This window comes from Bacillus sp. M13(2017), from assembly GCF_002218325.1.
Lineage (GTDB): Bacteria > Bacillota > Bacilli > Bacillales > Bacillaceae_G > Bacillus_A > Bacillus_A thuringiensis_K.
Genome location: NZ_KZ268525.1, coordinates 1 through 21675, shown reverse-complemented (window position 1 = coordinate 21675; position 21675 = coordinate 1). Strand labels below are relative to the sequence as shown.

Sequence of the window (21675 nt, the reverse complement as noted above, 5' to 3'; positions counted from 1 at the left end):
AAAAAACGAATTGTACTTAAGTAGAGATATTTAAAGGAGGGCTTAAAGAATGTCTGAACAAAACAAAGCGAAAACATTACCAGATCGCAATGAGATTGAAGAAGCAAGTACGTGGCGATTAGAAGATATTTTCCAAACAGATGCAGAATGGGAAAAAGAATTCCAAGCTATTAAGGAGCTATTACCGAAGTTAACTGAATTTAAAGGGAAACTTGGTGATTCTGCGGACAATTTACTTGAGACATTGCAATATGAAGATGAAATTTCAATGCGATTAGGTAAGCTCTATACATATGCTCATATGCGTTACGATCAAGATACAACAAACTCTGTGTATCAAGCATTAAATGATCGCGCAACAAATTTATATTCACAAGTATCTAGTGGCACAGCGTATATTGTGCCTGAAATTTTATCTATTTCAGAAGATACACTGCAAACATTCTTGAAGGAAAATAGAGATTTAAGTGTATATGAACATGCATTAGAAGAAATTACACGTCAACGCCCGCACGTATTATCAGAAGCTGAAGAAGCTTTATTAGCGGAAGCATCTGAAGTAATGAGTTCATCAAGCAATACATTCGGTATGTTGAATAACGCGGATTTAAAATTCCCATCTATTAAAGGTGAAGACGGAGAAGAAATAGAAATTACACATGGTCGTTACATTCAGTTTTTAGAAAGTGATGATCGTCGTGTTCGCGAAGATGCATTTAAAGCTGTATATGAAACGTACGGAAAATTTAAAAACACATTCGCAAGTACGTTAAGTGGAGCAGTAAAACGTAATAATTTCAATGCGCGTGTTCGTAAATACGATTCTGCTCGCCAAGCTGCACTGAGCAATAATAATATTCCGGAAGCAGTATACGATCAACTCGTTGAAACGGTAAATGATAACTTACATTTATTACACCGTTACATCGATATTCGTAAGCGTGCATTAGGACTTGATGAGCTTCATATGTATGATTTATATACACCACTTGTACCAGAAGTGAAAATGAATGTGAAATACGAAGAAGCGCAAGACCTTTTATTAAAATCTTTAAACGTACTTGGTGATGAATATGTTGGTATTTTGAAAGAAGCATATGAAAATCGCTGGGTAGATGTGTATGAGAATAAAGGAAAACGAAGCGGGGCATATTCATCTGGTGCATATGGAACAAATCCGTATATTTTAATGAACTGGCATGATAATGTAAATAATTTATTTACACTTGCTCATGAGTTTGGTCATTCGGTGCATAGTTACTATACAAGAAAGACACAACCGCACGTATATGGTGATTATTCCATCTTCGTAGCAGAAGTGGCATCTACTTGTAATGAAGCGCTTCTAAATGATTATTTATTAAAAACGACAGAAGATAAGAAAGAGCGTCTATATTTATTAAATCATTATTTAGAAGGATTCCGTGGTACTGTATTCCGTCAAACGATGTTTGCAGAGTTTGAACATATTATTCATAAGAAAGTACAAGAAGGACATGCTGTTACGCCAGATATGCTAACGGAAATCTACTATGATTTAAATAAGAAATATTTCGGTGACGCTTTAGTAATCGACGAAGAGATTGGTTTAGAATGGTCTCGTATTCCACACTTCTACTACAACTATTACGTATATCAATACGCAACAGGATTTAGTGCAGCGACCGCTCTATCTAAACAGATTTTAGAAGAAGGACAACCAGCAGTAGAACGCTATATTAACGAGTTCTTAAAAGCAGGAAGCTCTGATTATCCAATTGAAGTGTTGAAAAAAGCAGGAGTAGATATGGCATCTCCTGAACCAGTAAAAGAGGCGCTACAAGTATTTGAAGAGAAATTAAATGAATTAGAAGCATTATTATTTGAAGAAAAGTAATGAAAAAAGACGAGGGATTGTATCCTCGTCTTTTTTGTTGAATAGATTCAATGTCGATATTTGTCGAAGAGAAGGGTGGATTTCTTTGTTTTTTCTAACTGAAAGGATAGCTTTACGGCTGACTTTTGAAATTAAAACCCTTTGAATCGTTTTTTATAATTGAAATAAGAGAGTGTGATAACGATGATTCCGAATAAAAGAGGTAAGGCAATAATTTTAGGAAAAGCTTGTAGTAGAGAGAGGATGTACAAGAAAAAAGAAACGATGACAGCTAGAAAGAGAAGAGCAATATAAGATTTTTTCATAAATAAACCCCCTAAATGACCTTTTTTATAGCTTATTCAAAAATGAAAACGTTTAGAATGTGACAAAAGTGTGAAAATCGACAAAAGGGGTTGTCATTTGACGTCGAATCTTGTAATATAATAAGCGTGAACGAATTCACATACAAACATATACCCCTTTGTTTGAACGTGAAAATTTCTCCCATCCCCTTTAATATTTTTATAAGCCGTAAAGAAGAAGACCTGGTGTTTACACCAGGTCTTTTTCTTTTGCTATCCATTTCCAATAACGTTGGCATTTTACTTCAATCATTTGCACTTTTCGTTTCAGTTGTAATTTTTTTAGTTCGCGCTCAATTTCTTGTTGCGGACAGTTATAAATAAATGCTACTTCTTTTGAAGATATAAATTGTGTGGCTTCTAGTAACACTTCTAAAGGTGGTAATGGTTCTGGCTCAATTTCACATTTTACAAGTTCTTTCAATAATTGTACGTATACATCGTAGGAATAATTTCCAGCAATTTTAATACCTTCTTCATCTGAGTTCGCATGAAAAAAGACGAGGGAGGGTATTTCTGTAATATGCATCTCATTCGTGAATTTCAAGTCACATTGGAAAGCTTTTTTTGCACTAGCAGAATGTAGGTCTTTTTTAAATTCTTCTACATCAATATTGCTATCTTTCGCACATGCAAGTAATAGTTCGCAGTCAGGGTTTGATACATTTTCAAGGAAGATGTATTCTTGGAGTTTTCGCAAAAACTTCGAACCTGCTTTTCGGCCTTGCAACTCCGCTGCCTTAATTGCCATCGAAACTAAATATGGTGTTGACGATGCTTCTTGCATATGTACCTTTCCATCACATGAAAAACCTTGTAAACTTGTTGTCTTTTCCCACACAAATCGAATATTAGCAGGTTTATTCCATTTGTGTGAGGAAGCGTTCGTTCCATCCACTTTTCCTGTTACGATATGACGAATAGAGAAGTATTTTCCGTATTCAAGCCATAGTTTAATAATAAAAGGCTCAATTTCCCAGCAATCTTTACAAAGTGGATCAATAAATAAATATGCTTCTACAGACTTATGCTCGCATGCGGAAGGAGATGGCATATTTATATGCTTTGCTTCCTGCTTATCCATTACACTTCACCTGTTTCGTTTGGAGTATTAACCATGTGTTGAGCGGTTAATGCTAAACGTTCAAAAACAAACTCTCTTATATGACCATGCACTTCAGTATCATCCATTGCTTGTTCCATACATGATAGCCAAGCTTCTGCTCGTTTTGGAGTAATCTCAAACGGGAGATGGCGTGCTCTTAACATAGGATGACCATGTTCTTCAGTGTACAAATTAGGACCACCTAAATATTGTGTTAAAAATTGCTTCTGCTTCCTAGCGGTTTCTGTTAAATCTTCCGGGAAGATGGGAGATAAGTCAGGGTGTTTACTGACGTAGGAATAAAATGTATCTACTAATATTGCAATGCATTGTTCACCGCCAATTGCTTCAAATGGTGTCATCGGTTGCTTGCTCATCCTTTATAAACTCCTTTTTCCATGAAATGTATATCTATTGTAGCAATGGAATGTTCGAGAGGGCAAATAAACAGCTTTCTCAAAGATTCTTTGCTTATTCTACGGGTGTAAACTTTTTTAGTGAGATGTATCCACTAGTGAAACATATTCACTAGTGGAATTTTCACTTTAGCGTGCTTTGTTTTGTTTGGCAAGAAAAAAGCGTTTTACTTTGTTATTTGTATGACGAACAGGTATGTTATGTTGCGTTAATAAATGAATAAATGCAGCTTTTCCTGTTTCTTCATCTTGCACTTCAAATTCAATTTCATAATCATCGTGATTGTAATAGAAACTATGATCAAAGACAAGCGTTCCGCCTTTAAATAATGTTTCTGCTCTTTCTGTTGTTAAACTACCCATATATGTTAAAGCAGAAACAGGAATTTGTAATTTATGTAATTGATCTACTACTGCTCCTTGAATGATTGTGTTTGTTTCCATCATCATTTTTGCTTCGTATTCTGTTACGACTTGATGCGTTTCTAATAAACCGATTTCTGCAGGTTGTTTCAACGTTAACGTATAAGTTTCTCCTTTATGACGAATACGAAGTGCAGAGCCAGCTTCTTTTAACGAGAAGTCAGGTGTTTCAAAGTAGTGATTCACTTGTTTTGTAAATGCTTCAATAGAAAACGATTTACATAATGTATCGAATTCTTCTTTTGTAACGATATTTTTGAATTCAATTTCAATTTCTTGTGTCATTGTATAATCTCCTTTTGAAAAATAATTCTTTACACATTATCGCTTTTTCATAAATTTGGTTCAATGTTTTATTTGTTTGCGTCCATGTTATGATACAATAATACTGTTAAGTAAGACAGGAAGTTGAGATGGAGGAGTTAGAGCATGCAAAATAAAATCCAAGTTAAGAGCGTAGAAAAGAGAGAGAATGCTCTTATTTTTTGTGCGGAAAATAGTGAAATAGAGGTAAAAGAGTTAAGTGCGCGTAATCACGTACTTGTAGACTCAGACAATTTATCATTTTTATATATCTTAGAAAACGAATCATCTTTCATTTATGTAAGTATTCCGCACACATGCTGGGAAGCAATGCATGAAGCGATGAATAACGATGTGGTTATGTTCGTTCGCGTGAATGACATTGAAATGGAATTAGAAGGATTAAAAGAAGAAGTAGAATATTTAGTTGAAAATATTGAAGGTAATGCAAATTACGGAGAAGAACTAGTAACTGCTGTAGAAAAAGTATTTCTATAAGCAAATGGATTGATTTTGGTGGTGGTTGAAATGAATCGAAATTGGGAAGAATTTTTAGCACCTTACCACCAAGCGGTGGCAGAGCTGAAAGTGAAACTAAAAGGAATGCGTACTCAATTTGCAATGTTAACAGAGCATTCTCCAATTGAGTTTGTAACAGGAAGGGTAAAGTCGGTTGCAAGTATTATTGATAAAGCGGAGAAGAGAAATGTACCGTTAGACCGATTGAGAGAAGATATGCAGGATATTGCTGGGCTTAGAATGATGTGTCAATTTGTTGATGAGATTAAGCCTGTTGTAGAATATCTTCGAAAACGAAATGACTTTGAAATCGTGGAAGAACGTGATTATGTCACGCAAAAGAAAGATAGCGGTTATCGTTCTTATCATGTTGTCATTAGTTATCCTGTTCAAACGATTCAGGGTGAACAAAAAGTATTGGTAGAAATCCAAATACGCACGCTAGCAATGAACTTTTGGGCAACAATTGAGCATTCTTTAAATTATAAATATAGTGGACGTTTTCCTGAAGATATTAAAATACGCTTGCAACGTGCAGCTGAAGCGGCGTTTTTATTAGATGAAGAAATGTCTTCTATTCGTCTTGAAATTCAAGAAGCGCAAAAGGCTTTTTCAAGAAAGCAAGAAACGAAAGATTCCGAATCATAAACTAAAGGGTGTTGGGCGATGAAATTTACAATTATGTCAAAGGGAGATCAATCATCAGATACACTGGCAAGCACGATGAAAGAGTACTTGCTAGATTTTGGATTTATAATGGATGAACAGGAACCCGATATTGTAATTTCTGTTGGGGGAGATGGAACGCTTTTATATGCGTTTCATCGTTATTATAATCGATTGGATGAAACAGCATTTGTTGGTGTACATACAGGACATTTAGGTTTCTATGCAGATTGGTTACCGACAGAAGTAGAGAAATTAGTAATTGCGATTGCGAAAACACCATTCCAAGTGGTGGAATATCCGCTTTTAGAAGTAATTATTCGCTATGTGAATGGAAGTAAAGAGTCACAGTATTTAGCGATGAATGAGGCGACTGTAAAAAGTGCAGAAGGTACATTAGTAACAGAAGTAGAAATACGCGGAGAATATTTTGAAACATTCCGCGGAGACGGCCTTTGTATCTCTACTCCTTCAGGCAGTACCGCGTATAATAAAGCGCTTGGCGGAGCAATTATTCACCCATCTATTGAAGCGATTCAAATTGCAGAAATGGCGTCCATTAACAATCGTGTATTTCGTACTGTAGGATCGCCACTTGTATTGCCGAAGCATCATACATGTGTGTTAAAGCCAGCTGCGGGAATGAACTTACAAATTACAGTGGATCATTTAACGATGGTTCATCAAGATGTGAAATCAATCCAGTATCGCGTCGCAAACGAGAAAGTACGATTTGTTCGTTTCCGCCCGTTCCCGTTCTGGAAACGAGTTCGTGACTCGTTTGTTGCAGATAAATAGAAAGGGTTATATATTTGAACAGATTTACATTGAAATGGGATATAGGGCTGGCTGAAGAGGGAACTTTAGTTAGGGAATTTTTGAAAACGAAAGGTATTTCTAAAGCCGCTTTAACGGATATAAAGTTTCACGGCGGGGCGATTGAAGTAAATGGGCAACATGCGAGTGTTCGTCATCAGCTGCGCGCTAGTGAAGAATTACGTATCTTTTTTCCAGTGGAGGAAAGAAGTGAAGGGATGATGGCAGAAGATATCCCTTTATACATTGTATATGAAGATGATGCGGTTCTTATCATTAATAAAGAGGCGAACATGTCAACAATTCCGTCTAGAGAACATCCGACAGGGAGTGTTGCTAATGCGCTTTTATCTCATTATGATAAGCAGCATCTTGCAAGTACAGTGCACATTGTAACACGGTTAGATCGTGATACTTCGGGGCTTATGCTTATTGCAAAAAATCGTTTTGTGCATCATCTTTTATCGAAGCAGCATCAACAAAAAGCTGTGAAACGAACGTATGAAGCAATTGTTCACGGAAAGATTGTAGAACGAGAAGGAATGATTGATGCACCAATTGGTCGAAAATCTGATAGCATTATTGAGCGAACGGTTTGTGAGGATGGACAAAGGGCAGTTACTCATTTTAAAGTAATTGATAGTACATATCATAAGACACATGTAGCGCTTGAGCTTGAAACAGGAAGAACGCATCAAATTCGTGTGCATATGGCTCATATAGGACATCCATTACTTGGTGATAGCTTATATGGAGGGAGAAGGGATGAAATGAAGCGGCAAGCACTTCATAGTAAATCTTTGACGTTTTATCATCCTATTTTAGAGAAAGAGATGTCTTTTACTATAAAGCTTCCAAGCGATATGCAAGAAGTGTTGCGGCATACTTAAAAAGGGAACAAAATTCTTATATTATAAAGAATTTTGTTCCCTTTTTTCTTAGCGGAATAATATTAAAATTTGGTTTTCACCCGTACGCTTTATGACGAAAAATCCACTTTCGGCTTTTGTAGCAATGCCATTGTCATTTGGACGACAATATCCATGTGCTTCGCAAGTGCCGTCATCACGTACTAACATTTGTCCAATTAATCCGACAGGAAGCCATTCGGCGCGATCTTTTCTTGCTACATATTTGCAAGTTGGATCCCATTTTGTATTTAAAAGAGGTTGTATTTCTTCTGTTTCCGTCCATACATATTGACGTTTTCCAAAGTTATCTGTTTTATAACGTTTTTGCCAACTTAAAGCCCCGCTATTTCCTATAAGAGCAGGGGTTGCACTAGATATTCCTAAAATGAATGAATCGTGTGAAGTAGCTAACCGAATTTTTTCTTCGCTACTAAATGTAACGAAATAACCGACATCAATAGGGGTAGGATCTTCTGTTTCAAACATTTGTGCAAAATCTGTTCCGCTTGCATTGTAAGACGCGCCCTCAATGTACATTTCTCCATTATGGGCAAGCCATTTAGCACCGATATTATGGTCGGTGTCGTTTACACCATTTGCAATAAACCAAGAATAAGCTTCTTCTGCAGTGCCGAAGCGCCCCATAATATGGCTACCTGCAAAATGAGCTGTTGATGTATGATGACCTTCCGCATGAGAAGAGGATCCGTTAGCGATAGTTGCGGTTCCTTCTGCGTGTGCTGCTTCGCCTAAAGCGATCGTCTGTTTACCCTCTGCATGAGAATAAGAGCCGCCTGCTGTCGTTTCACTTCCCTCACTATGCGAACTATGTCCAGTTGCTTTTGAGTTTGATCCTTCTGCATGAGAGAAAGAACCTTTTGCATGTGTTAATAAGCCTTCCGCATGTGCTGCCATGCCCTCTGCATGAGAGTGAAGCCCTTCCGCATATGCATATCGGCCGCCTCTTTTAACTTTTGTATTTTCAGGTGTAGGTGTCTCAATTATGAGCGGTTTTTCAATTTGTATATCATTCGATGAAGCCAATGCTTCTTTTATTTTTTTTACTTTGTTTATAATAGCAGCTGGAATTTCTGGTTCCACTTCTTTATTCACTGCTACAGAAATATTTTCTTCCGTCTTTTCTTCTGTTTGGTTAGAATGTAGTATCTGTTCATCTTGATTTGAAAGCTGTTTATTTTTTTGTTGCATCTTTATTTTTCTGCGATCGATTATGCGGCTCATCACAGCATTTTCTAAAGAGACATATGTTGGTTTTACTTTGCTTTTTTTTGATGACTCTTGTTCTTCCAGTTCTTCTATCGCTGCAGCCCGAATACTACACCAGTTGTTAATTCCGTACATGGGCAGATATAAAGGGGAAAATTTTCTTTTTTGTTTAGAAGATTTTTTCTTCATTCTGTCACCTCCTGCGACATTATATGTAGGGGAATTAAAAAAAGATGCACTTTATTGCATCTTTTTTTAATTACTTTACCTAGTTTTATATGAAATCTGCTTAAATAATACGATAATCTTTCGCTAAGTAAGGTAGTTATGAAATTGGACGGAATTTCTCGGCGACAAAAGGTAAAGAAGAAGGGACAGAGATAGTCTCCATTTCAGGATAACGTAATCCGGTTAATTTGCCACCAAATACAGCGCCAGTATCAATATTGACTGTCTGATTGATGAATCGAGGTTCTGCCACTGGTGTATGTCCATATACAATCCAAGCTTGTCCCTTGTATTCTTGTGCCCAATCGCGACGGACAGGTGAGCCATCGGCATGCTTTTCTCCTGTAATATCGCCATATAATACAAAGGTTTGTACTTTTTTATCTTGTCTTCCTATGTAATCTTGCCGAATTCCAGCGTGACATACGATTACTCTTTTTTCATCTAGTATGTGGTAGAGCGGTGATTGTTCATAAAGAGTGATAAACTTTTCTTTTATAATGTTTTGCTTATGAGAAGGAAGTGCCTCATATTCAGCAACAGTTGTTTCAAGTCCGTGAGCGACTGTTACATTACGCCCAAGGAAAAATCGATATAGTTTATTACAGTGATTTCCAGGAGCGTAATAAGCTTCTTTTTTATGTATGACAAGTTCCCATACAATTTCAATCATACGTAATGAATGAGGACCACGGTCTGTAATATCGCCAACGAATGCAAGTTTACGTTGGTCAGGGTGAACTGGTAGACCGCTACTCCAGTTATATCCTAGCTTCTCCGTTAAATTTTGAAACTCTTGGAAGCATCCATGAATATCTCCTATAATGTCATATTTCATATTTAAACCTCCATCGTATTTTTCATTAGTATATCTAAAAAAGGATAGAGATAAAAATATAGCGGTTTTATGTTGTTCATTTAAATATAAAGATTTTCGTTCTTGAGCGAACATTTAAAATGAATCCAATCGCAATCATGTATGTAAGTAGTGAACTGCCTCCGTAGCTCATAAGAGGTAATGTTATCCCTGTAATGGGAAGTAATCCAATTGTCATCCCGATATTTTGAAATACTTGGAAAGTAAACATTCCGATTGTACCAGCGCAAATGTAACTACCGAAAGGGTCATTACTTTCTAAAGCGATATGAATCATTCGGAAAATGAGTAAGAAAAAAAGTGAAATAATGACACTTGCGCCTAGAAATCCAAATTGTTCAGCGACATTAGTGAAAATAAAATCTGTATGGGGTTCTGGAAAATATACTTGTCCATTTTCCCATCCTTTTCCTTGCATTTCTCCGGATCCAGTCGCTAAGAATGCTTGTCTTAATTGATAGCCTTGTGCATCATATTTGTAAGGTGCTAACCATCCGTAGAAGCGATTTAATTGATATTCTTTTAAAATGTGTGCTTTAAAAAAATCTGTGTGAGTAAAAAAAATATATATTAATGTAGATCCAGCCACGAAAGTAGCTGAAACTAATCCGAAAATAAAACGCCATCGTATGCCAGAAACTAGTATCATTGCTGCAAGCATCGCTGAAATGACCATTGTGTTTCCTAAATCTGGTTCTTTTGCAATAAGTAGTAGTGGTGGCAAGCTTGTCGCAAATATTTTTCCAAGTAATAAAAAATCGTCATGTATCGTTTGGGAAAAATATTTCTCATTATGATTTGCTATAATTCGTCCAATGACGATAATTAAAAACAATTTCATAATTTCAGAAGGCTGAAAATTTCCGATACCTGGGAGCCTGTACCAAGCGGTAGCGCCTTTAATTGTAACGGCACCTGGTACTTGAAGTTCTAGTCCAATAAGTAGTACCATTGCAAAGCTGTATAAATACCAAGCAATTTTTTGATAACGATCGAAGTCGATAATCATAATAACACCAATGGCTATAAATCCAATGAAATACCATTGGATTTGCTTTAGTACAAAATTGACGTTTTGTAAAAATGGAGGTAAAGAGGCTTGTGCACTTGCAATAGCACAACAACTAACAATCCCAATGGCAAATAAAATAAATAGTAATAAGTAGTCTATTTGATATTGAGAATTTGGATCTTTCAATGTAGGTATTCCTTTCTACTGCTCTTTATAGTAATGGATTTTATCCCGCATTAATGGGCAGTAAGACCCCCACCTCAAAATTCAGGGAAAGCGAAGAAGTTAGGTGGGGGATCAACTGCCCGTAAAAGCCCGATTGGTGAGGGCTGATTAAAGTTTCACTTTATAGTATGAGAAAGAATGTATGAACTATACGAATGATTCACATATAGTCCATACACTTTTAATTTTGCAGAGTAGTTTAATTGTTTAACTCTTTAATAATTATATCCAAACAATGGGAAAGACGTACATGTGCGTCAGGAAAAATATCTAGTTGATGAAGATAGTATTTTAAGGAACTTTTACACCATTGGTAAGCACTAAGTAGAGCTGCTCTATAGTCCATAGTATTTTGTAAAAAGCCATATTCTTTTGCTGTTATAACAAGGTGTGTGAAATCTTCACAACCTTGAAGGAGCTTATTGTGTATTTGTTGTCCAGCATGGTAGCGAAATTGACTTAAAGGCTCAGAAATGTATATTGCATTTCCTTTAGAAAGTAAAGAAATCCATGAGGCCATATCAACACTACAAGAATATTGTCGCTCTTTAAGGGTGCCAAAAGGTTCAGTGAGTAATTTTTTTCGAAACAAAGTAGTCGTAGGCTCACCGATAATGTTGTGCCCGCCCTTTAACATCCAATTACCTAAAAATATCCCGTTTAATGGGGTGTCTTCACTATATAACCTTTGTGTTGGGTGGGAATCACCTATTAGATTTCCATAATCATCAATACGTACTCGATAAGAAGTAACAAGAGCAAGATTTTTATTGGAATCTTGCTCAAAATAGGCCATCATTTTTTGTATTTTATGCTTATAAAACACGTCATCGTCCATTAAAAAGTTTATATACTCACCATTTGATTTTTCTATGAGCATAAGGTCATTGTGAAATTGTCCTAGAGTAGGGGTATTTCGAATATATGTTATATTTTTATAATTTGGTAAGTATTGTTCGCGTATTAAAGTTGCTGTTTCATCATTTGTACTATCATCTCCGATGATGATTTCAATATTTGAATAAGTTTGTGCCAATGCACTTTCTAGAGCAATTTTGAAATAATGAGGCCGATTATAAGTGGGAATAAGGATGGAAACGAGAGGTGGATTTTTTTCATTCATCATACATAACTTCCTTTCAGAAGCTTTTTTTTGTAAGAACAATATCTTGGTAACTTGTATATTCATGTCTGCCGCACCATAAGCCGTAATGCGGCTTATTGATTATTTCTAGGTCGTACTTATTCAATAAATTGCAAATATCTGTCTCCGGATAAGCAACTGCGAAATTCGGAATATCTTTATTTACAACGTAGCAATTTTCAATTCGATGATAAAAACCTAATGTACTTTGTCCTGCATTTAAATAATAAGACGATTCAGGGTTTATAAGAAAGAATGTAATGAAACATCTCCCGTCTTTTTTTAATACACGTACAATTTCAGATACGTAATGTTCTAATTCTTTTGGGAGAAGATGCGTAAATACAGAAGTTAAAAAGATAAAATCGAATGTTCCGTCTTCATAGGGAAAACGATATTGAGAGGCATCTTCTTTTCCTTCCGGATTATAGAATTGATTGTATATGTCAACATGTTCAAAGTGAAAATTATTACGCATAGTTGAAATGTTATTTTGACACCAAGTAATTCCATCTTTAAACAAATCAAATCCATAATACGCTCCATCATCATTTAAGTAATTCATTAATGGTACAGCCATTCGGCCGACGCCGCAGCCTACATCCAATACTTTTTCATTTGATTTTAAAGCGCCAATTTGAATAAAATGCTTTAGGAACTCTTTTCCAACCTTTTTGAAGTCGCCACCTACATATTGGACGAGTTCAGGAGGGGGGAGTAAAGTCATTTCTTTGTTAAATTCGCTCATGAGTATACCCCTTTCTTGTGTGAGAATATGCAGTAACTCTATTAATGAAATTTTCAATTTGTAGTGAGAGAAGACAGGAAAACAATTGTTATATGTAAGGAGATTCCGAAAAAAATATTTTGTTGGGTTAGAAGTGAGAGAAGGATGAGTGAAAATGGGATCTCCTATAGATTAAATCTTTTTATTCTTTTCTCCAATAAACGCCAAATACATCAATTTTAGTAATAGGGGCTTTTAAATTTCGTTGCTTTCTAAAGTCTGTCACAGCCTCAGCGCATGGTGGTAGCCCGTAGTCATCGATAATTATATAGCCACCTTTAGAAACTTTATCATATAAGTTCATGAGACCATCCATGGTGGATTCGTACATATCACCATCAAGCCGTGCAATTGCTATTTTTTCAATTGGTGCTGTTGGTAAAGTATCTTTAAACCAACCTTTTAAAAATTTCACTTGATCATTTAGTAAATCATATTTTTTGAAATTCTCTTGTACTTGTTCTAAAGAGACGCGTAAGTAATCGAATGTGTGTAAATAATCACCGTAATCTTTTGGATATTGTTCTAGATTCGGTGCTGGCAAACCTTCAAATGAATCTGCGACCCACACATTACGATCCGTAATGTTGTTTGCTTGTAAAAACCCATTCATAAAAATGCATGATCCTCCGCGCCATACACCTGTTTCAATAAAATCACCTTCTATATTTTCACGAACAACGGTTTCCATCGCCTCTTGTAATTGGTTCATACGTTCTCGACCAATCATGCTATGTGCTGCTCTTGGCCAATCCATTCCATCATGACGTTCACTTTTTGAGACATTTGGTTTTACAATTTTTAAGTTATGGTTTTCGGCATATTGCTTAATGAATAAAGGGAGAGGGACTGTAACTGGTTCGAATTCTAGTTCTTTCGAAATATGTAGAGATGCGGGTAAGTATGCCTCATATTCTAACCATATTTCAAATAAAATTGTCTTCTTTAGCAATTCGAGATAAAGCTGAACAGCAGATTTACTTTCCATATTTGTGCCTCCTGCAAAATGTCATACAACAATATGATTATGTAGGTACTGAATGTTTCATGATTGAATTTGAAATTGAAAAAGCAGTAAAACTGATATCAGTTTTACTGCTAAGTAAAAAATTAAGCAACTTTTTCAATAATAATAGATGCACTCGTGCCAAGAGCTAATGATAGCCCAAGCCCTGTAACAATTACTTCAACTAATGATGGAGTTGTCGTAATTTGCGTAATTGCTTGAATAACGATAGGTGCTCCGAGTGAGATTAAACTTGATCCAGTACCTGGTACAGGTACTCCATTCACTTGGATTGTAAGACCTCCTAATAGACTTGCTGTTGCAGTATTAGCGATAACAGTAATTTTATAGAATCCAGTTTCACTAATTACGAAAGTATCAGCATCTAATTGAGAAATTGCTGTACCAAACTGAGATCCAACAGTATTAAATGGTACTGGATCATTAATTCCTAGATCTAAAGAAATTCCACCGGAGTTAAATGCGTATAGTCCTGCTGGAAGTCCTAGTCCGGATGGTCCAGTTGGTCCAGTCGGTCCAGTAGCCCCCGTAGGTCCAGTAGCCCCAGTAGCTCCAGTGTCACCAGTCGGCCCCGTAAGTCCAGTAGCTCCAGTGTCACCAGTCGGCCCCGTAGGTCCAGTAGCCCCAGTGTCACCAGTCGGCCCCGTCGGTCCAGTAGCCCCAGTGTCACCAGTCGGCCCCGTAGGTCCAGTAGCCCCAGTGTCACCAGTCGGCCCCGTAGGTCCAGTAGCCCCAGTGTCACCAGTTGGTCCCGTCGGTCCAGTTGGCCCCGTAGGTACAGTCGGCCCTGTAGGTCCGGTCGGTCCAGTCGGCCCGGTCGGCCCAGTCGGAAGGGTAAACGGTGGTATCGGTGGTAATGTAGGTCCTACAAGATTAGGGTCAAATGCACTAGCTGATAAAGATTCATCGGGATTTAATCCATTTGAATAATTATTATTTGACATAAATTCACCTCCATAAAGCGTTCATTATATAGTAGATGCAAAACCGAAAGAAAATGACACGGACATTTGAATTATTGAAAAGAAATCTTAAACTACTTGAACAATTTAAAAAAATGGAAAGTTTAGTATAGGTATAACATATGATTGATTTGGAAGAGGGTGATTATGTTGAACAAGCAAGGAATTACAATTAGTTTATGTATGATTGTTCGAGATGAAGAGGAGACAATAGCCCGTTGTTTAGACACAGTTGAAAAAATTGTGGATGAAATTATAGTAGTTGATACAGGTTCCGTCGATCGAACGAAAGAAATCGTAGAGAAATACACTTCTAACATATATGATTTCCAGTGGATTGATGATTTTGCAGCAGCAAGAAATTTTTCTTTTTCAAAAGCGACGCAAGAGTATATATTGTGGCTAGATGCAGATGACGTATTATTAGAAGATGCTCAAGAAGCGTTGAAACTTTTAAAAAGAGAATTAGATCCTAAAATTGATGCCGTTTCGATGCCTTATCACCTTGCAATGGATTCTAACGGGAAACCTTTATATTGTACAAAAAGAAATCGACTTGTAAAACGTGAAAAACAATTTCAATGGTTTGGAAAGGTTCACGAGTATTTAGCTATTTCTGGTGAGGTTTTTAGTAGTAATGTTGCTATTACGCATAAAAAAGAAAAAAAAGTAACAGATCGTAATTTGAGAATTTTTCAAAACACTGTAGCTGCAGGGGAAGAATTGAGTCCGAGGGATTTATTTTATTACGCAAATGAATCTATGGATAACCAAAAATATGATGATGCAGTTCTTCTTTATGAAACATTTCTTAATCAGGACGAAGGATGGTATGAAGAAAAAATTTATGCATGTGGTAAGTTAGGAGATTGCTATGCGAAGCTCGGAATGTGGGAGAAGGCAATTGAATCTTGTGTGAAGTCGTTTCGGTATGACGTCCCTAGAGGAGAGAATTGTACAAGAATAGGATATATATATATGGAACAAGAAAAATATAATGAAGCGATATTTTGGTTTAAACTTGCAACGGAAGTACCAATGGCAACGGAAAGTCCTTTCCATAGTCCAGCTAGCTACACATGGCTACCCTATTTACAAATGTGTATTTGTTATAGCAGGTTAGGAGAGCAGGATAAAGCATATTATTACAATGAATTAGCAGCTTCTTATGTTCCGAATAATGCTGCAATTGAATATAACCGTAAATATTTTCGGGGAGTTTTTGATAAACCATATAAAGCGTAATAGGTTTCGTTTTTTTAGAAATGATTTATCGTTATTCTAACTCTAATAGATTGGTTATATATTAGAGTATCAGTAACGTAACCAATATAGATAAAAATTTTTATACTGCTATTTGCGGGCTAATAATCAGTGGGGGATGAACAAAAACTACACTTTATAGAATTCATATGAGATTTATATTTCTAATTCAATTTGCATAAGGAGTGTGTGAAATGAATCGCGAAAAAAGTTCTTTATATGAAGAAAAATCCGAGCATTATTATAATGCAGCGAATCCGAATTTATTAAAGCATATAAAAAAGGAATGGAAAGAAGTTCTTGATATTGGTTGTTCGAGCGGTGCATTGGGAGCAGCTATTAAAGAAAACGGTACACGTGTATCAGGAATTGAGGCATTTCCAGAGGCTGCAGAAAAAGCGAAAGAAATACTAGATCATGTTATTTTAGGGGATATAGAAAAAATAGATCTTCCTTATGAGGAGGGGCAATTTGATTGCATCCTATTTGGAGATGTATTAGAGCATTTATTTGATCCGTGGGCTGTGATTGAAAAGGTTAAGCCATATATAAAGCAAAATGGTGTGATTTTAGCAAGTATACCAAACGTTGCTCATATTTCAGTATTAGCGCCCTTACTTGCCGGAAATTGGACGTATACAGAATATGGTTTATTAGATAAAACACATATTCGTTTCTTTACATTTAATGAAATGCTAAGAATGTTTTTAAAAGCAGGATATGTTATTAGTAAAGTAGATCGTGTATATGTTGATCATAAAATGTATGAGCCGCTTATTGAGGAGTTGTATGGAATTTGTAAAAAATATCGTCTTGGAAGTGGCTTCATGGCTGAGACAGTTGTATTTCAGTATATTATTGAAGCTGAAAAATCACAATTATGAGTGCTGCAGACAAAACAATATTATTTGTTACATGTATAAATGATCGGAAATTGTATGCAAACTGCGTGCGACATATATTGCAATTGTTAGTACCTCCAGGGTATATTGTTCAATTTATGCCGATTCGAAATGCGAAAAGTATGACGAGTGGATACAATCAAGCTATTTCGCATCCAGCGAAGTATAAAGTGTATTTACATCAAGATGTTTTTATTATAAATAGAGCTTTTTTATATGGATTACTTCAATTATTTGAGGAACATGAACACCTTGGTATGATTGGGATGGTTGGAGCGCAATATGTTCCTCCAACTGGTGTATGGAACGAAGGGCGTGGAATTGTAGGAAAGGTCATTGGTTATATGAATGATTTGTTTTATATGGCAAGTTTAGAACAACCGTATCATGAATCAAAAACATTTATTCCTGTAGAATGTATTGACGGTTTATTAATGGCGACACAATATGATGTTCCGTGGCGAGAAGACTTATTTGACGGATTTGATTTTTATGATGTATCTCAATCATTTGAATTTAAAAAAGCAGGATATACAGTCGGTGTACCTGTACAGCGCGATGCTTGGTGCATCCATTATCATTTTGATGTGAATATGACGAACTATGAAAAGTATCGAAAAATATTTGTAGAACACTATATGGCAGATGTAAATAAGGAAGAATAAAGGGGGGACAAAAATGAAAGATCATACAATATTAGTCGTTGTTTGTGTAAATAATGAGGAGCTTTTTAAACAATGTGAGAGCCAAATAAGAAACATTTTTGTTCCCCCTGGTTACGCTGTACAAATTTTTCCGATACGAGATGCACAAAGTATGGCAAGTGCATATAACCGAGCCCTTTCATATCCAGCGAAATACAAAGTGTATATACATCAAGATACATATCTTATTAATCGAGATATGTTTTATACACTTATATCTCTTTTTGAAGAAAATGAAAAGCTTGGTTTAATAGGGGTCGCTGGGGCTCAGTTTTTACCGAATAACGGGATATGGTGGGAAGGGAAAAATTTAGTAGGGAAAGTGATTGAATATAGAAGACGGAATTATCAATTATTAAATTTGGATCAGGTTTTTTATGGTAATCAACCATTTTTGTCAGTTCAGGCAATTGATGGTTTATTTATGGCAACGCAGTATGATATTCCGTGGCGAGAAGATTTATTTCAAGGGTTTCACTTTTATGATGTGTCACAATCTTTAGAATTTCAAAGGGCTGGTTATTTAATCGGTATCCCAAATCAAGCAAATTTATGGTGTATTCATTACAACGGGGATGAGTTTGATGCGGATACATATGAGAAGTACCGGAAAGTGTTTGTAGAACATTACAAAGATATATTATCTCCATCATAAAGGAGAGATGCAGAGTGAAAGGAATTATTTTAGCAGGTGGTACTGGGTCGAGATTATATCCAATAACGAAAGTAACGAATAAACATTTACTTCCTGTTGGGCGGTATCCGATGATTTATCATGCGGTATATAAACTAAAACAATGCGATATTACAGATATTATGATTATTACAGGTAAAGAGCATATGGGGGATGTTGTTAGCTTCTTAGGGAGTGGTCATGAATTTGGTGTGTCCTTTACGTATCGTGTGCAAGATAAAGCGGGCGGTATCGCACAGGCGTTAGGGCTTTGTGAAGATTTCGTCGGGAATGATCGTATGGTAGTTATATTGGGGGATAATATTTTCTCAGATGATATTCTTCCGTATGTTGAAGAGTTTGCAAATCAAAAAGAAGGTGCGAAAGTACTATTGCAATCTGTAGAAGATCCCGAAAGATTTGGCGTAGCACATATTCAAAACCGAAAAATAGTTGAAATTGAAGAAAAGCCGAAAGAGCCGAAAAGTTCTTATGCTGTTACGGGAATTTATTTGTATGATTCGAAAGTCTTTTCTTATATAAAAGAATTAAAACCTTCTGCACGGGGAGAACTTGAAATTACAGATATAAATAATTGGTATTTAAAACGAGGGGTACTTACTTATAATGAAATGAGCGGTTGGTGGACTGATGCTGGAACTCATGCTTCTCTTCAAAAGGCGAATACGTTAGCACAGGATATTAACTTTGGGAAACAGTTTAACGGAGAATAGGTGAGAATATGAAAGTTATAGAAACAAATTTTACCGATGCAAAATTGTTAGAACCGAGGTTATTTGGAGATGAGCGTGGCTTTTTTTCAGAGAGCTATAATAAGCAGGTGCTAGAAACATTAGGGATTACGTATTCATTTGTACAGGATAACGTATCTTATTCGGTTAAGGCAGGAACGATACGGGGGCTACACTTTCAAAAAAAACCGAAAGCACAAACGAAACTCATTCAAGTTATGCAAGGAGCAATTTATGATGTTATCGTTGATTTGCGAAAAAAATCACCAACATTTAAACAATGGAAAGGGTATATTTTAAGTGCAGATAACCATCGGCAATTACTAGTGCCAAAAGGATTTGCCCATGGTTTTTGCACGCTTGTCCCGCATACTATCGTTATGTATAAAGTAGATGAATATTATAGTGCAGAGCATGACTCTGGATTACTTTGGGAAGATAAAGATTTAGCAATTCCTTGGCCGGTAACAGATCCCATATTGTCCGATAAGGACCGGATATTGCCATTACTAGAGGAATATGAAGATAGTTTTTAAGTAGGAGAGTTGTTTATGAATATATTAGTAACAGGTGGGGCTGGATTTATTGGAAGTAATTTCGTTCATTACATGCTACAAAGTTATGAAACATATAAAATTATTAATTACGATGCATTAACATATAGCGGGAATTTAAATAATGTAAAATCTCTTCAGGATCACCCGAATTACTCTTTTGTAAAAGGAGAAATTCAAAATGGAGAGCTATTAGAACACATCATAAAAGAGCGAGACGTACAAGTGATTGTAAATTTTGCAGCTGAATCACATGTGGACCGTAGTATTGAAAATCCGATTCCTTTTTATGATACAAATGTAATTGGGACGGTCACTTTATTAGAACTAGTTAAAAAATATTCGCATATAAAACTTGTGCAAGTGTCAACAGATGAAGTGTATGGTTCTTTAGGAAAAACAGGGAAGTTCATAGAGACAACGCCGTTAGCTCCAAATAGTCCATATTCTTCAAGTAAGGCGAGCGCGGACATGATAGCTCTATCTTACTATAAAACATATCAATTACCAGTTATAGTAACGCGTTGTTCTAACAATTATGGGCCGTACCAGTATCCCGAAAAATTAATTCCATTAATGGTTACGAATGCACTGGAAGGAAAAAAATTACCGTTATATGGTGATGGTTTAAATGTAAGAGATTGGTTACATGTAACGGATCATTGCAGTGCGATTGACGTTGTTCTGCATAAGGGACGTGTAGGAGAAGTATATAATATAGGTGGAAATAATGAAAAAACAAATGTAGAAGTTGTGGAACAAATTATTACTCTTTTAGGAAAAACAAAAAAAGATATTGAATATGTTACAGATCGTTTAGGGCACGATCGTCGTTATGCGATTGATGCAGAGAAAATGAAGAATGAATTTGATTGGGAACCGAAATATACATTTCAACAAGGATTACAAGAGACGGTGAAATGGTATGAAAAGAATAAGGAATGGTGGAAACCACTAAAAGATTAGTAAGGGGCATGTTAAATGAAAGAGAGGGTTATCATAACAGGAGCAAACGGCCAATTAGGAAAGCAACTATTTGAAGAGTTAAACTCTGAAGAATATGATATATATGCATTTGATAAAAAGTTACTAGATGTCACAAATATATCCCGAATACAACAAGTGGTACAAGAAATAAAACCACATATAATTATTCATTGTGCTGCCTATACGAAAGTAGATCATGCAGAGAAAGAACAGGATCTTGCATATAGAATAAATGCAATTGGAGCTCGAAATGTAGCGGTCGCTTCACAATTAGTAGGGGCGAAGCTAGTTTATATTAGTACTGATTATGTATTTCAAGGCGCCAGACCAGAGGGGTACGATGAATTTCATAGTCCTGCTCCGGTAAATATATATGGAGCCTCTAAGTATGCGGGGGAGCAGTTCGTCAAAGAGTTACATAATAAATATTTTATCGTTCGCACATCGTGGCTATATGGTAAATATGGAAATAATTTCGTAAAAACGATGATACGATTAGGAAAAGAAAGAGATGAAATATCTGTTGTAGCGGATCAAGTTGGCTCTCCTACGTATGTGGCGGATTTAAATATGGTTATTAATAAGCTCATTCATACTTCTTTATACGGTACATACCACGTATCAAACAGAGGTTCATGCTCTTGGTTTGAATTTGCACAAAAAATATTTTCGTACGCCAATATGAAAGTGAATGTATTACCTGTTTCAACGGAAGAATTCGGAGCTGCGGCTGCAAGGCCCAAATATTCTATCTTTCAACATAACATGCTACGATTAAATGGTTTTTTACAAATGCCGTCTTGGGAAGAAGGATTAGAGCGCTTTTTTATAGAAACCAAAAGTCATTAACAAATTTTGAAGTGCACCCCAATTGTTAGACACAGTCTAACAATTGGAGGTGCATTTTTTATGGCTAAATTTTCTTCAAAAGAAAAAATCCAAGCGGTGAAACGATATTTAGATGGTACAGAA

At 36.1% G+C, this 21675-nt stretch carries 24 protein-coding genes; 13 read left to right on the top strand and 11 right to left on the bottom strand.

Annotated features, from left to right (window positions below; translation table 11 throughout):
- The first annotated feature begins 49 nt into the window (after window positions 1-49).
- Window positions 50-1876 (top strand): oligoendopeptidase F, encoded by a 1827-nt coding sequence (gene pepF, locus CGQ22_RS30025; RefSeq protein ID WP_000003358.1) that lies wholly within the window; start codon window positions 50-52, stop codon window positions 1874-1876.
- A gap of 131 nt (window positions 1877-2007) precedes the next feature.
- On the opposite strand, the gene CGQ22_RS32230 is transcribed toward pepF, so the two are convergent.
- The 4 genes from CGQ22_RS32230 to CGQ22_RS30005 all read right to left on the bottom strand — a co-directional run bounded on the left by CGQ22_RS32230 (window position 2008) and on the right by CGQ22_RS30005 (window position 4449).
- Entirely contained in the window at window positions 2008-2181 is a 174-nt protein-coding gene (locus tag CGQ22_RS32230; protein ID WP_000750355.1) for a hypothetical protein, read from the bottom strand.
- Window positions 2182-2410: 229 nt separating this feature from the next.
- A complete protein-coding gene (locus tag CGQ22_RS30015; protein WP_000360646.1) occupies window positions 2411-3304 on the bottom strand; it encodes a ClpXP adapter SpxH family protein in 894 nt (297 codons plus the stop codon).
- Window positions 3304-3702, bottom strand: coding sequence for a globin domain-containing protein (locus tag CGQ22_RS30010; RefSeq protein WP_000043384.1), 399 nt, complete (start codon window positions 3700-3702; stop codon window positions 3304-3306). Before CGQ22_RS30010 ends, CGQ22_RS30015 begins: the two co-directional genes overlap by 1 nt.
- Window positions 3703-3870: 168 nt before the next feature.
- Window positions 3871-4449 (bottom strand): CYTH domain-containing protein, encoded by a 579-nt coding sequence (locus CGQ22_RS30005; RefSeq protein WP_000191124.1) that lies wholly within the window; start codon window positions 4447-4449, stop codon window positions 3871-3873.
- A gap of 144 nt (window positions 4450-4593) precedes the next feature.
- Here CGQ22_RS30005 and CGQ22_RS30000 point away from each other — a divergent pair, with 144 nt between their 5' ends.
- The 4 genes from CGQ22_RS30000 to CGQ22_RS29985 are packed head-to-tail and all read left to right on the top strand — an operon-like array spanning window position 4594 to window position 7358.
- The gene (locus CGQ22_RS30000) at window positions 4594-4965 is read left to right on the top strand and encodes a UPF0738 family protein (RefSeq protein ID WP_001180003.1); all 372 of its coding nucleotides are present in this window, start codon (window positions 4594-4596) and stop codon (window positions 4963-4965) included.
- A gap of 30 nt (window positions 4966-4995) precedes the next feature.
- Window positions 4996-5634, top strand: coding sequence for a GTP diphosphokinase (yjbM, locus tag CGQ22_RS29995; RefSeq protein ID WP_001081482.1), 639 nt, complete (start codon window positions 4996-4998; stop codon window positions 5632-5634).
- Between the two features lie 18 nt (window positions 5635-5652).
- On the top strand, window positions 5653-6450 hold the full coding sequence (locus CGQ22_RS29990; protein ID WP_000673195.1) for an NAD kinase: 798 nt from the start codon (window positions 5653-5655) through the stop codon (window positions 6448-6450).
- Window positions 6451-6464: 14 nt separating this feature from the next.
- Window positions 6465-7358, top strand: a complete 894-nt coding sequence (locus tag CGQ22_RS29985; RefSeq protein WP_001079125.1) for an RluA family pseudouridine synthase — start codon at window positions 6465-6467, stop codon at window positions 7356-7358.
- A gap of 48 nt (window positions 7359-7406) precedes the next feature.
- Here the strand turns inward: CGQ22_RS29985 and CGQ22_RS29980 are convergent, their stop codons facing one another.
- The 7 genes from CGQ22_RS29980 to CGQ22_RS29950 form a co-directional block, all read right to left on the bottom strand.
- Complete coding sequence (locus tag CGQ22_RS29980; RefSeq protein ID WP_089149727.1) at window positions 7407-8795, bottom strand: peptidase G2 autoproteolytic cleavage domain-containing protein; 1389 nt, start codon at window positions 8793-8795, stop codon at window positions 7407-7409.
- 136 nt (window positions 8796-8931) lie between these two features.
- Complete coding sequence (gene prpE / locus CGQ22_RS29975) at window positions 8932-9672, bottom strand: bis(5'-nucleosyl)-tetraphosphatase PrpE (RefSeq protein WP_000872696.1); 741 nt, start codon at window positions 9670-9672, stop codon at window positions 8932-8934.
- 76 nt (window positions 9673-9748) lie between these two features.
- A complete protein-coding gene (locus tag CGQ22_RS29970) occupies window positions 9749-10909 on the bottom strand; it encodes an FtsW/RodA/SpoVE family cell cycle protein (RefSeq protein ID WP_000654688.1) in 1161 nt (386 codons plus the stop codon).
- A 238-nt stretch (window positions 10910-11147) separates the two neighbouring features.
- Window positions 11148-12074 carry a glycosyltransferase family 2 protein gene (locus tag CGQ22_RS29965; protein WP_002163893.1) on the bottom strand — a complete coding sequence of 309 codons (927 nt, stop codon included), beginning with the start codon at window positions 12072-12074 and terminating at the stop codon, window positions 11148-11150.
- Window positions 12075-12087: 13 nt separating this feature from the next.
- Complete coding sequence (locus CGQ22_RS29960) at window positions 12088-12840, bottom strand: class I SAM-dependent methyltransferase (protein ID WP_001288764.1); 753 nt, start codon at window positions 12838-12840, stop codon at window positions 12088-12090.
- 181 nt (window positions 12841-13021) lie between these two features.
- A complete protein-coding gene (locus tag CGQ22_RS29955) occupies window positions 13022-13867 on the bottom strand; it encodes a TylF/MycF family methyltransferase (protein ID WP_000444379.1) in 846 nt (281 codons plus the stop codon).
- A 122-nt stretch (window positions 13868-13989) separates the two neighbouring features.
- Window positions 13990-14850: a BclA C-terminal domain-containing protein gene (locus CGQ22_RS29950; RefSeq protein ID WP_089149726.1), complete on the bottom strand. Its 861-nt coding sequence runs from the start codon at window positions 14848-14850 to the stop codon at window positions 13990-13992.
- Between the two features lie 165 nt (window positions 14851-15015).
- On the opposite strand from CGQ22_RS29950, the gene CGQ22_RS29945 reads away from it, so the two are divergent.
- The 8 genes from CGQ22_RS29945 to rfbD all read left to right on the top strand — a co-directional run bounded on the left by CGQ22_RS29945 (window position 15016) and on the right by rfbD (window position 21552).
- Window positions 15016-16113 (top strand): glycosyltransferase, encoded by a 1098-nt coding sequence (locus CGQ22_RS29945; protein WP_000932906.1) that lies wholly within the window; start codon window positions 15016-15018, stop codon window positions 16111-16113.
- A 212-nt stretch (window positions 16114-16325) separates the two neighbouring features.
- The gene (locus CGQ22_RS29940; RefSeq protein ID WP_001078429.1) at window positions 16326-17015 is read left to right on the top strand and encodes a class I SAM-dependent methyltransferase; all 690 of its coding nucleotides are present in this window, start codon (window positions 16326-16328) and stop codon (window positions 17013-17015) included.
- On the top strand, window positions 17012-17698 hold the full coding sequence (locus CGQ22_RS29935) for a glycosyltransferase family protein (RefSeq protein WP_001271182.1): 687 nt from the start codon (window positions 17012-17014) through the stop codon (window positions 17696-17698). The genes CGQ22_RS29940 and CGQ22_RS29935 overlap by 4 nt, the downstream gene beginning before the upstream one ends.
- 13 nt (window positions 17699-17711) lie before the next feature.
- Window positions 17712-18392 carry a glycosyltransferase family protein gene (locus CGQ22_RS29930; protein WP_000651519.1) on the top strand — a complete coding sequence of 227 codons (681 nt, stop codon included), beginning with the start codon at window positions 17712-17714 and terminating at the stop codon, window positions 18390-18392.
- 14 nt (window positions 18393-18406) lie between these two features.
- Window positions 18407-19144: a sugar phosphate nucleotidyltransferase gene (locus CGQ22_RS29925; protein WP_000676158.1), complete on the top strand. Its 738-nt coding sequence runs from the start codon at window positions 18407-18409 to the stop codon at window positions 19142-19144.
- An 8-nt stretch (window positions 19145-19152) separates the two neighbouring features.
- Window positions 19153-19698, top strand: coding sequence for a dTDP-4-dehydrorhamnose 3,5-epimerase (rfbC, locus tag CGQ22_RS29920; RefSeq protein WP_000864167.1), 546 nt, complete (start codon window positions 19153-19155; stop codon window positions 19696-19698).
- A 15-nt stretch (window positions 19699-19713) separates the two neighbouring features.
- Window positions 19714-20682: a dTDP-glucose 4,6-dehydratase gene (gene rfbB / locus CGQ22_RS29915; protein ID WP_001024167.1), complete on the top strand. Its 969-nt coding sequence runs from the start codon at window positions 19714-19716 to the stop codon at window positions 20680-20682.
- Window positions 20683-20697: 15 nt separating this feature from the next.
- A complete protein-coding gene (rfbD, locus tag CGQ22_RS29910; protein ID WP_000664658.1) occupies window positions 20698-21552 on the top strand; it encodes a dTDP-4-dehydrorhamnose reductase in 855 nt (284 codons plus the stop codon).
- Window positions 21553-21675: the final 123 nt, after the last annotated feature.

Bases quoted from the DNA above. Each gene is read 5' to 3' on its own strand.
- CGQ22_RS29940 (WP_001078429.1), top strand. From the start codon at position 16,326: ATGAATCGCGAAAAAAGTTCTTTATATGAAGAAAAATCCGAGCATTAT.
- CGQ22_RS32230 (WP_000750355.1), bottom strand. From the start codon at position 2,181: ATGAAAAAATCTTATATTGCTCTTCTCTTTCTAGCTGTCATCGTTTCT.
- CGQ22_RS29955 (WP_000444379.1), bottom strand. From the start codon at position 13,867: ATGGAAAGTAAATCTGCTGTTCAGCTTTATCTCGAATTGCTAAAGAAG.
- CGQ22_RS29990 (WP_000673195.1), top strand. From the start codon at position 5,653: ATGAAATTTACAATTATGTCAAAGGGAGATCAATCATCAGATACACTG.
- CGQ22_RS29945 (WP_000932906.1), top strand. From the start codon at position 15,016: ATGTTGAACAAGCAAGGAATTACAATTAGTTTATGTATGATTGTTCGA.
- CGQ22_RS29935 (WP_001271182.1), top strand. From the start codon at position 17,012: ATGAGTGCTGCAGACAAAACAATATTATTTGTTACATGTATAAATGAT.
- CGQ22_RS29980 (WP_089149727.1), bottom strand. From the start codon at position 8,795: ATGAAGAAAAAATCTTCTAAACAAAAAAGAAAATTTTCCCCTTTATAT.
- rfbC (WP_000864167.1), top strand. From the start codon at position 19,153: ATGAAAGTTATAGAAACAAATTTTACCGATGCAAAATTGTTAGAACCG.
- rfbB (WP_001024167.1), top strand. From the start codon at position 19,714: ATGAATATATTAGTAACAGGTGGGGCTGGATTTATTGGAAGTAATTTC.
- CGQ22_RS30005 (WP_000191124.1), bottom strand. From the start codon at position 4,449: ATGACACAAGAAATTGAAATTGAATTCAAAAATATCGTTACAAAAGAA.
- CGQ22_RS29950 (WP_089149726.1), bottom strand. From the start codon at position 14,850: ATGTCAAATAATAATTATTCAAATGGATTAAATCCCGATGAATCTTTA.
- prpE (WP_000872696.1), bottom strand. From the start codon at position 9,672: ATGAAATATGACATTATAGGAGATATTCATGGATGCTTCCAAGAGTTT.
- rfbD (WP_000664658.1), top strand. From the start codon at position 20,698: ATGAAAGAGAGGGTTATCATAACAGGAGCAAACGGCCAATTAGGAAAG.
- pepF (WP_000003358.1), top strand. From the start codon at position 50: ATGTCTGAACAAAACAAAGCGAAAACATTACCAGATCGCAATGAGATT.
- CGQ22_RS29930 (WP_000651519.1), top strand. From the start codon at position 17,712: ATGAAAGATCATACAATATTAGTCGTTGTTTGTGTAAATAATGAGGAG.
- CGQ22_RS30015 (WP_000360646.1), bottom strand. From the start codon at position 3,304: ATGGATAAGCAGGAAGCAAAGCATATAAATATGCCATCTCCTTCCGCA.
- CGQ22_RS29965 (WP_002163893.1), bottom strand. From the start codon at position 12,074: ATGATGAATGAAAAAAATCCACCTCTCGTTTCCATCCTTATTCCCACT.
- yjbM (WP_001081482.1), top strand. From the start codon at position 4,996: ATGAATCGAAATTGGGAAGAATTTTTAGCACCTTACCACCAAGCGGTG.
- CGQ22_RS30010 (WP_000043384.1), bottom strand. From the start codon at position 3,702: ATGAGCAAGCAACCGATGACACCATTTGAAGCAATTGGCGGTGAACAA.
- CGQ22_RS30000 (WP_001180003.1), top strand. From the start codon at position 4,594: ATGCAAAATAAAATCCAAGTTAAGAGCGTAGAAAAGAGAGAGAATGCT.
- CGQ22_RS29960 (WP_001288764.1), bottom strand. From the start codon at position 12,840: ATGAGCGAATTTAACAAAGAAATGACTTTACTCCCCCCTCCTGAACTC.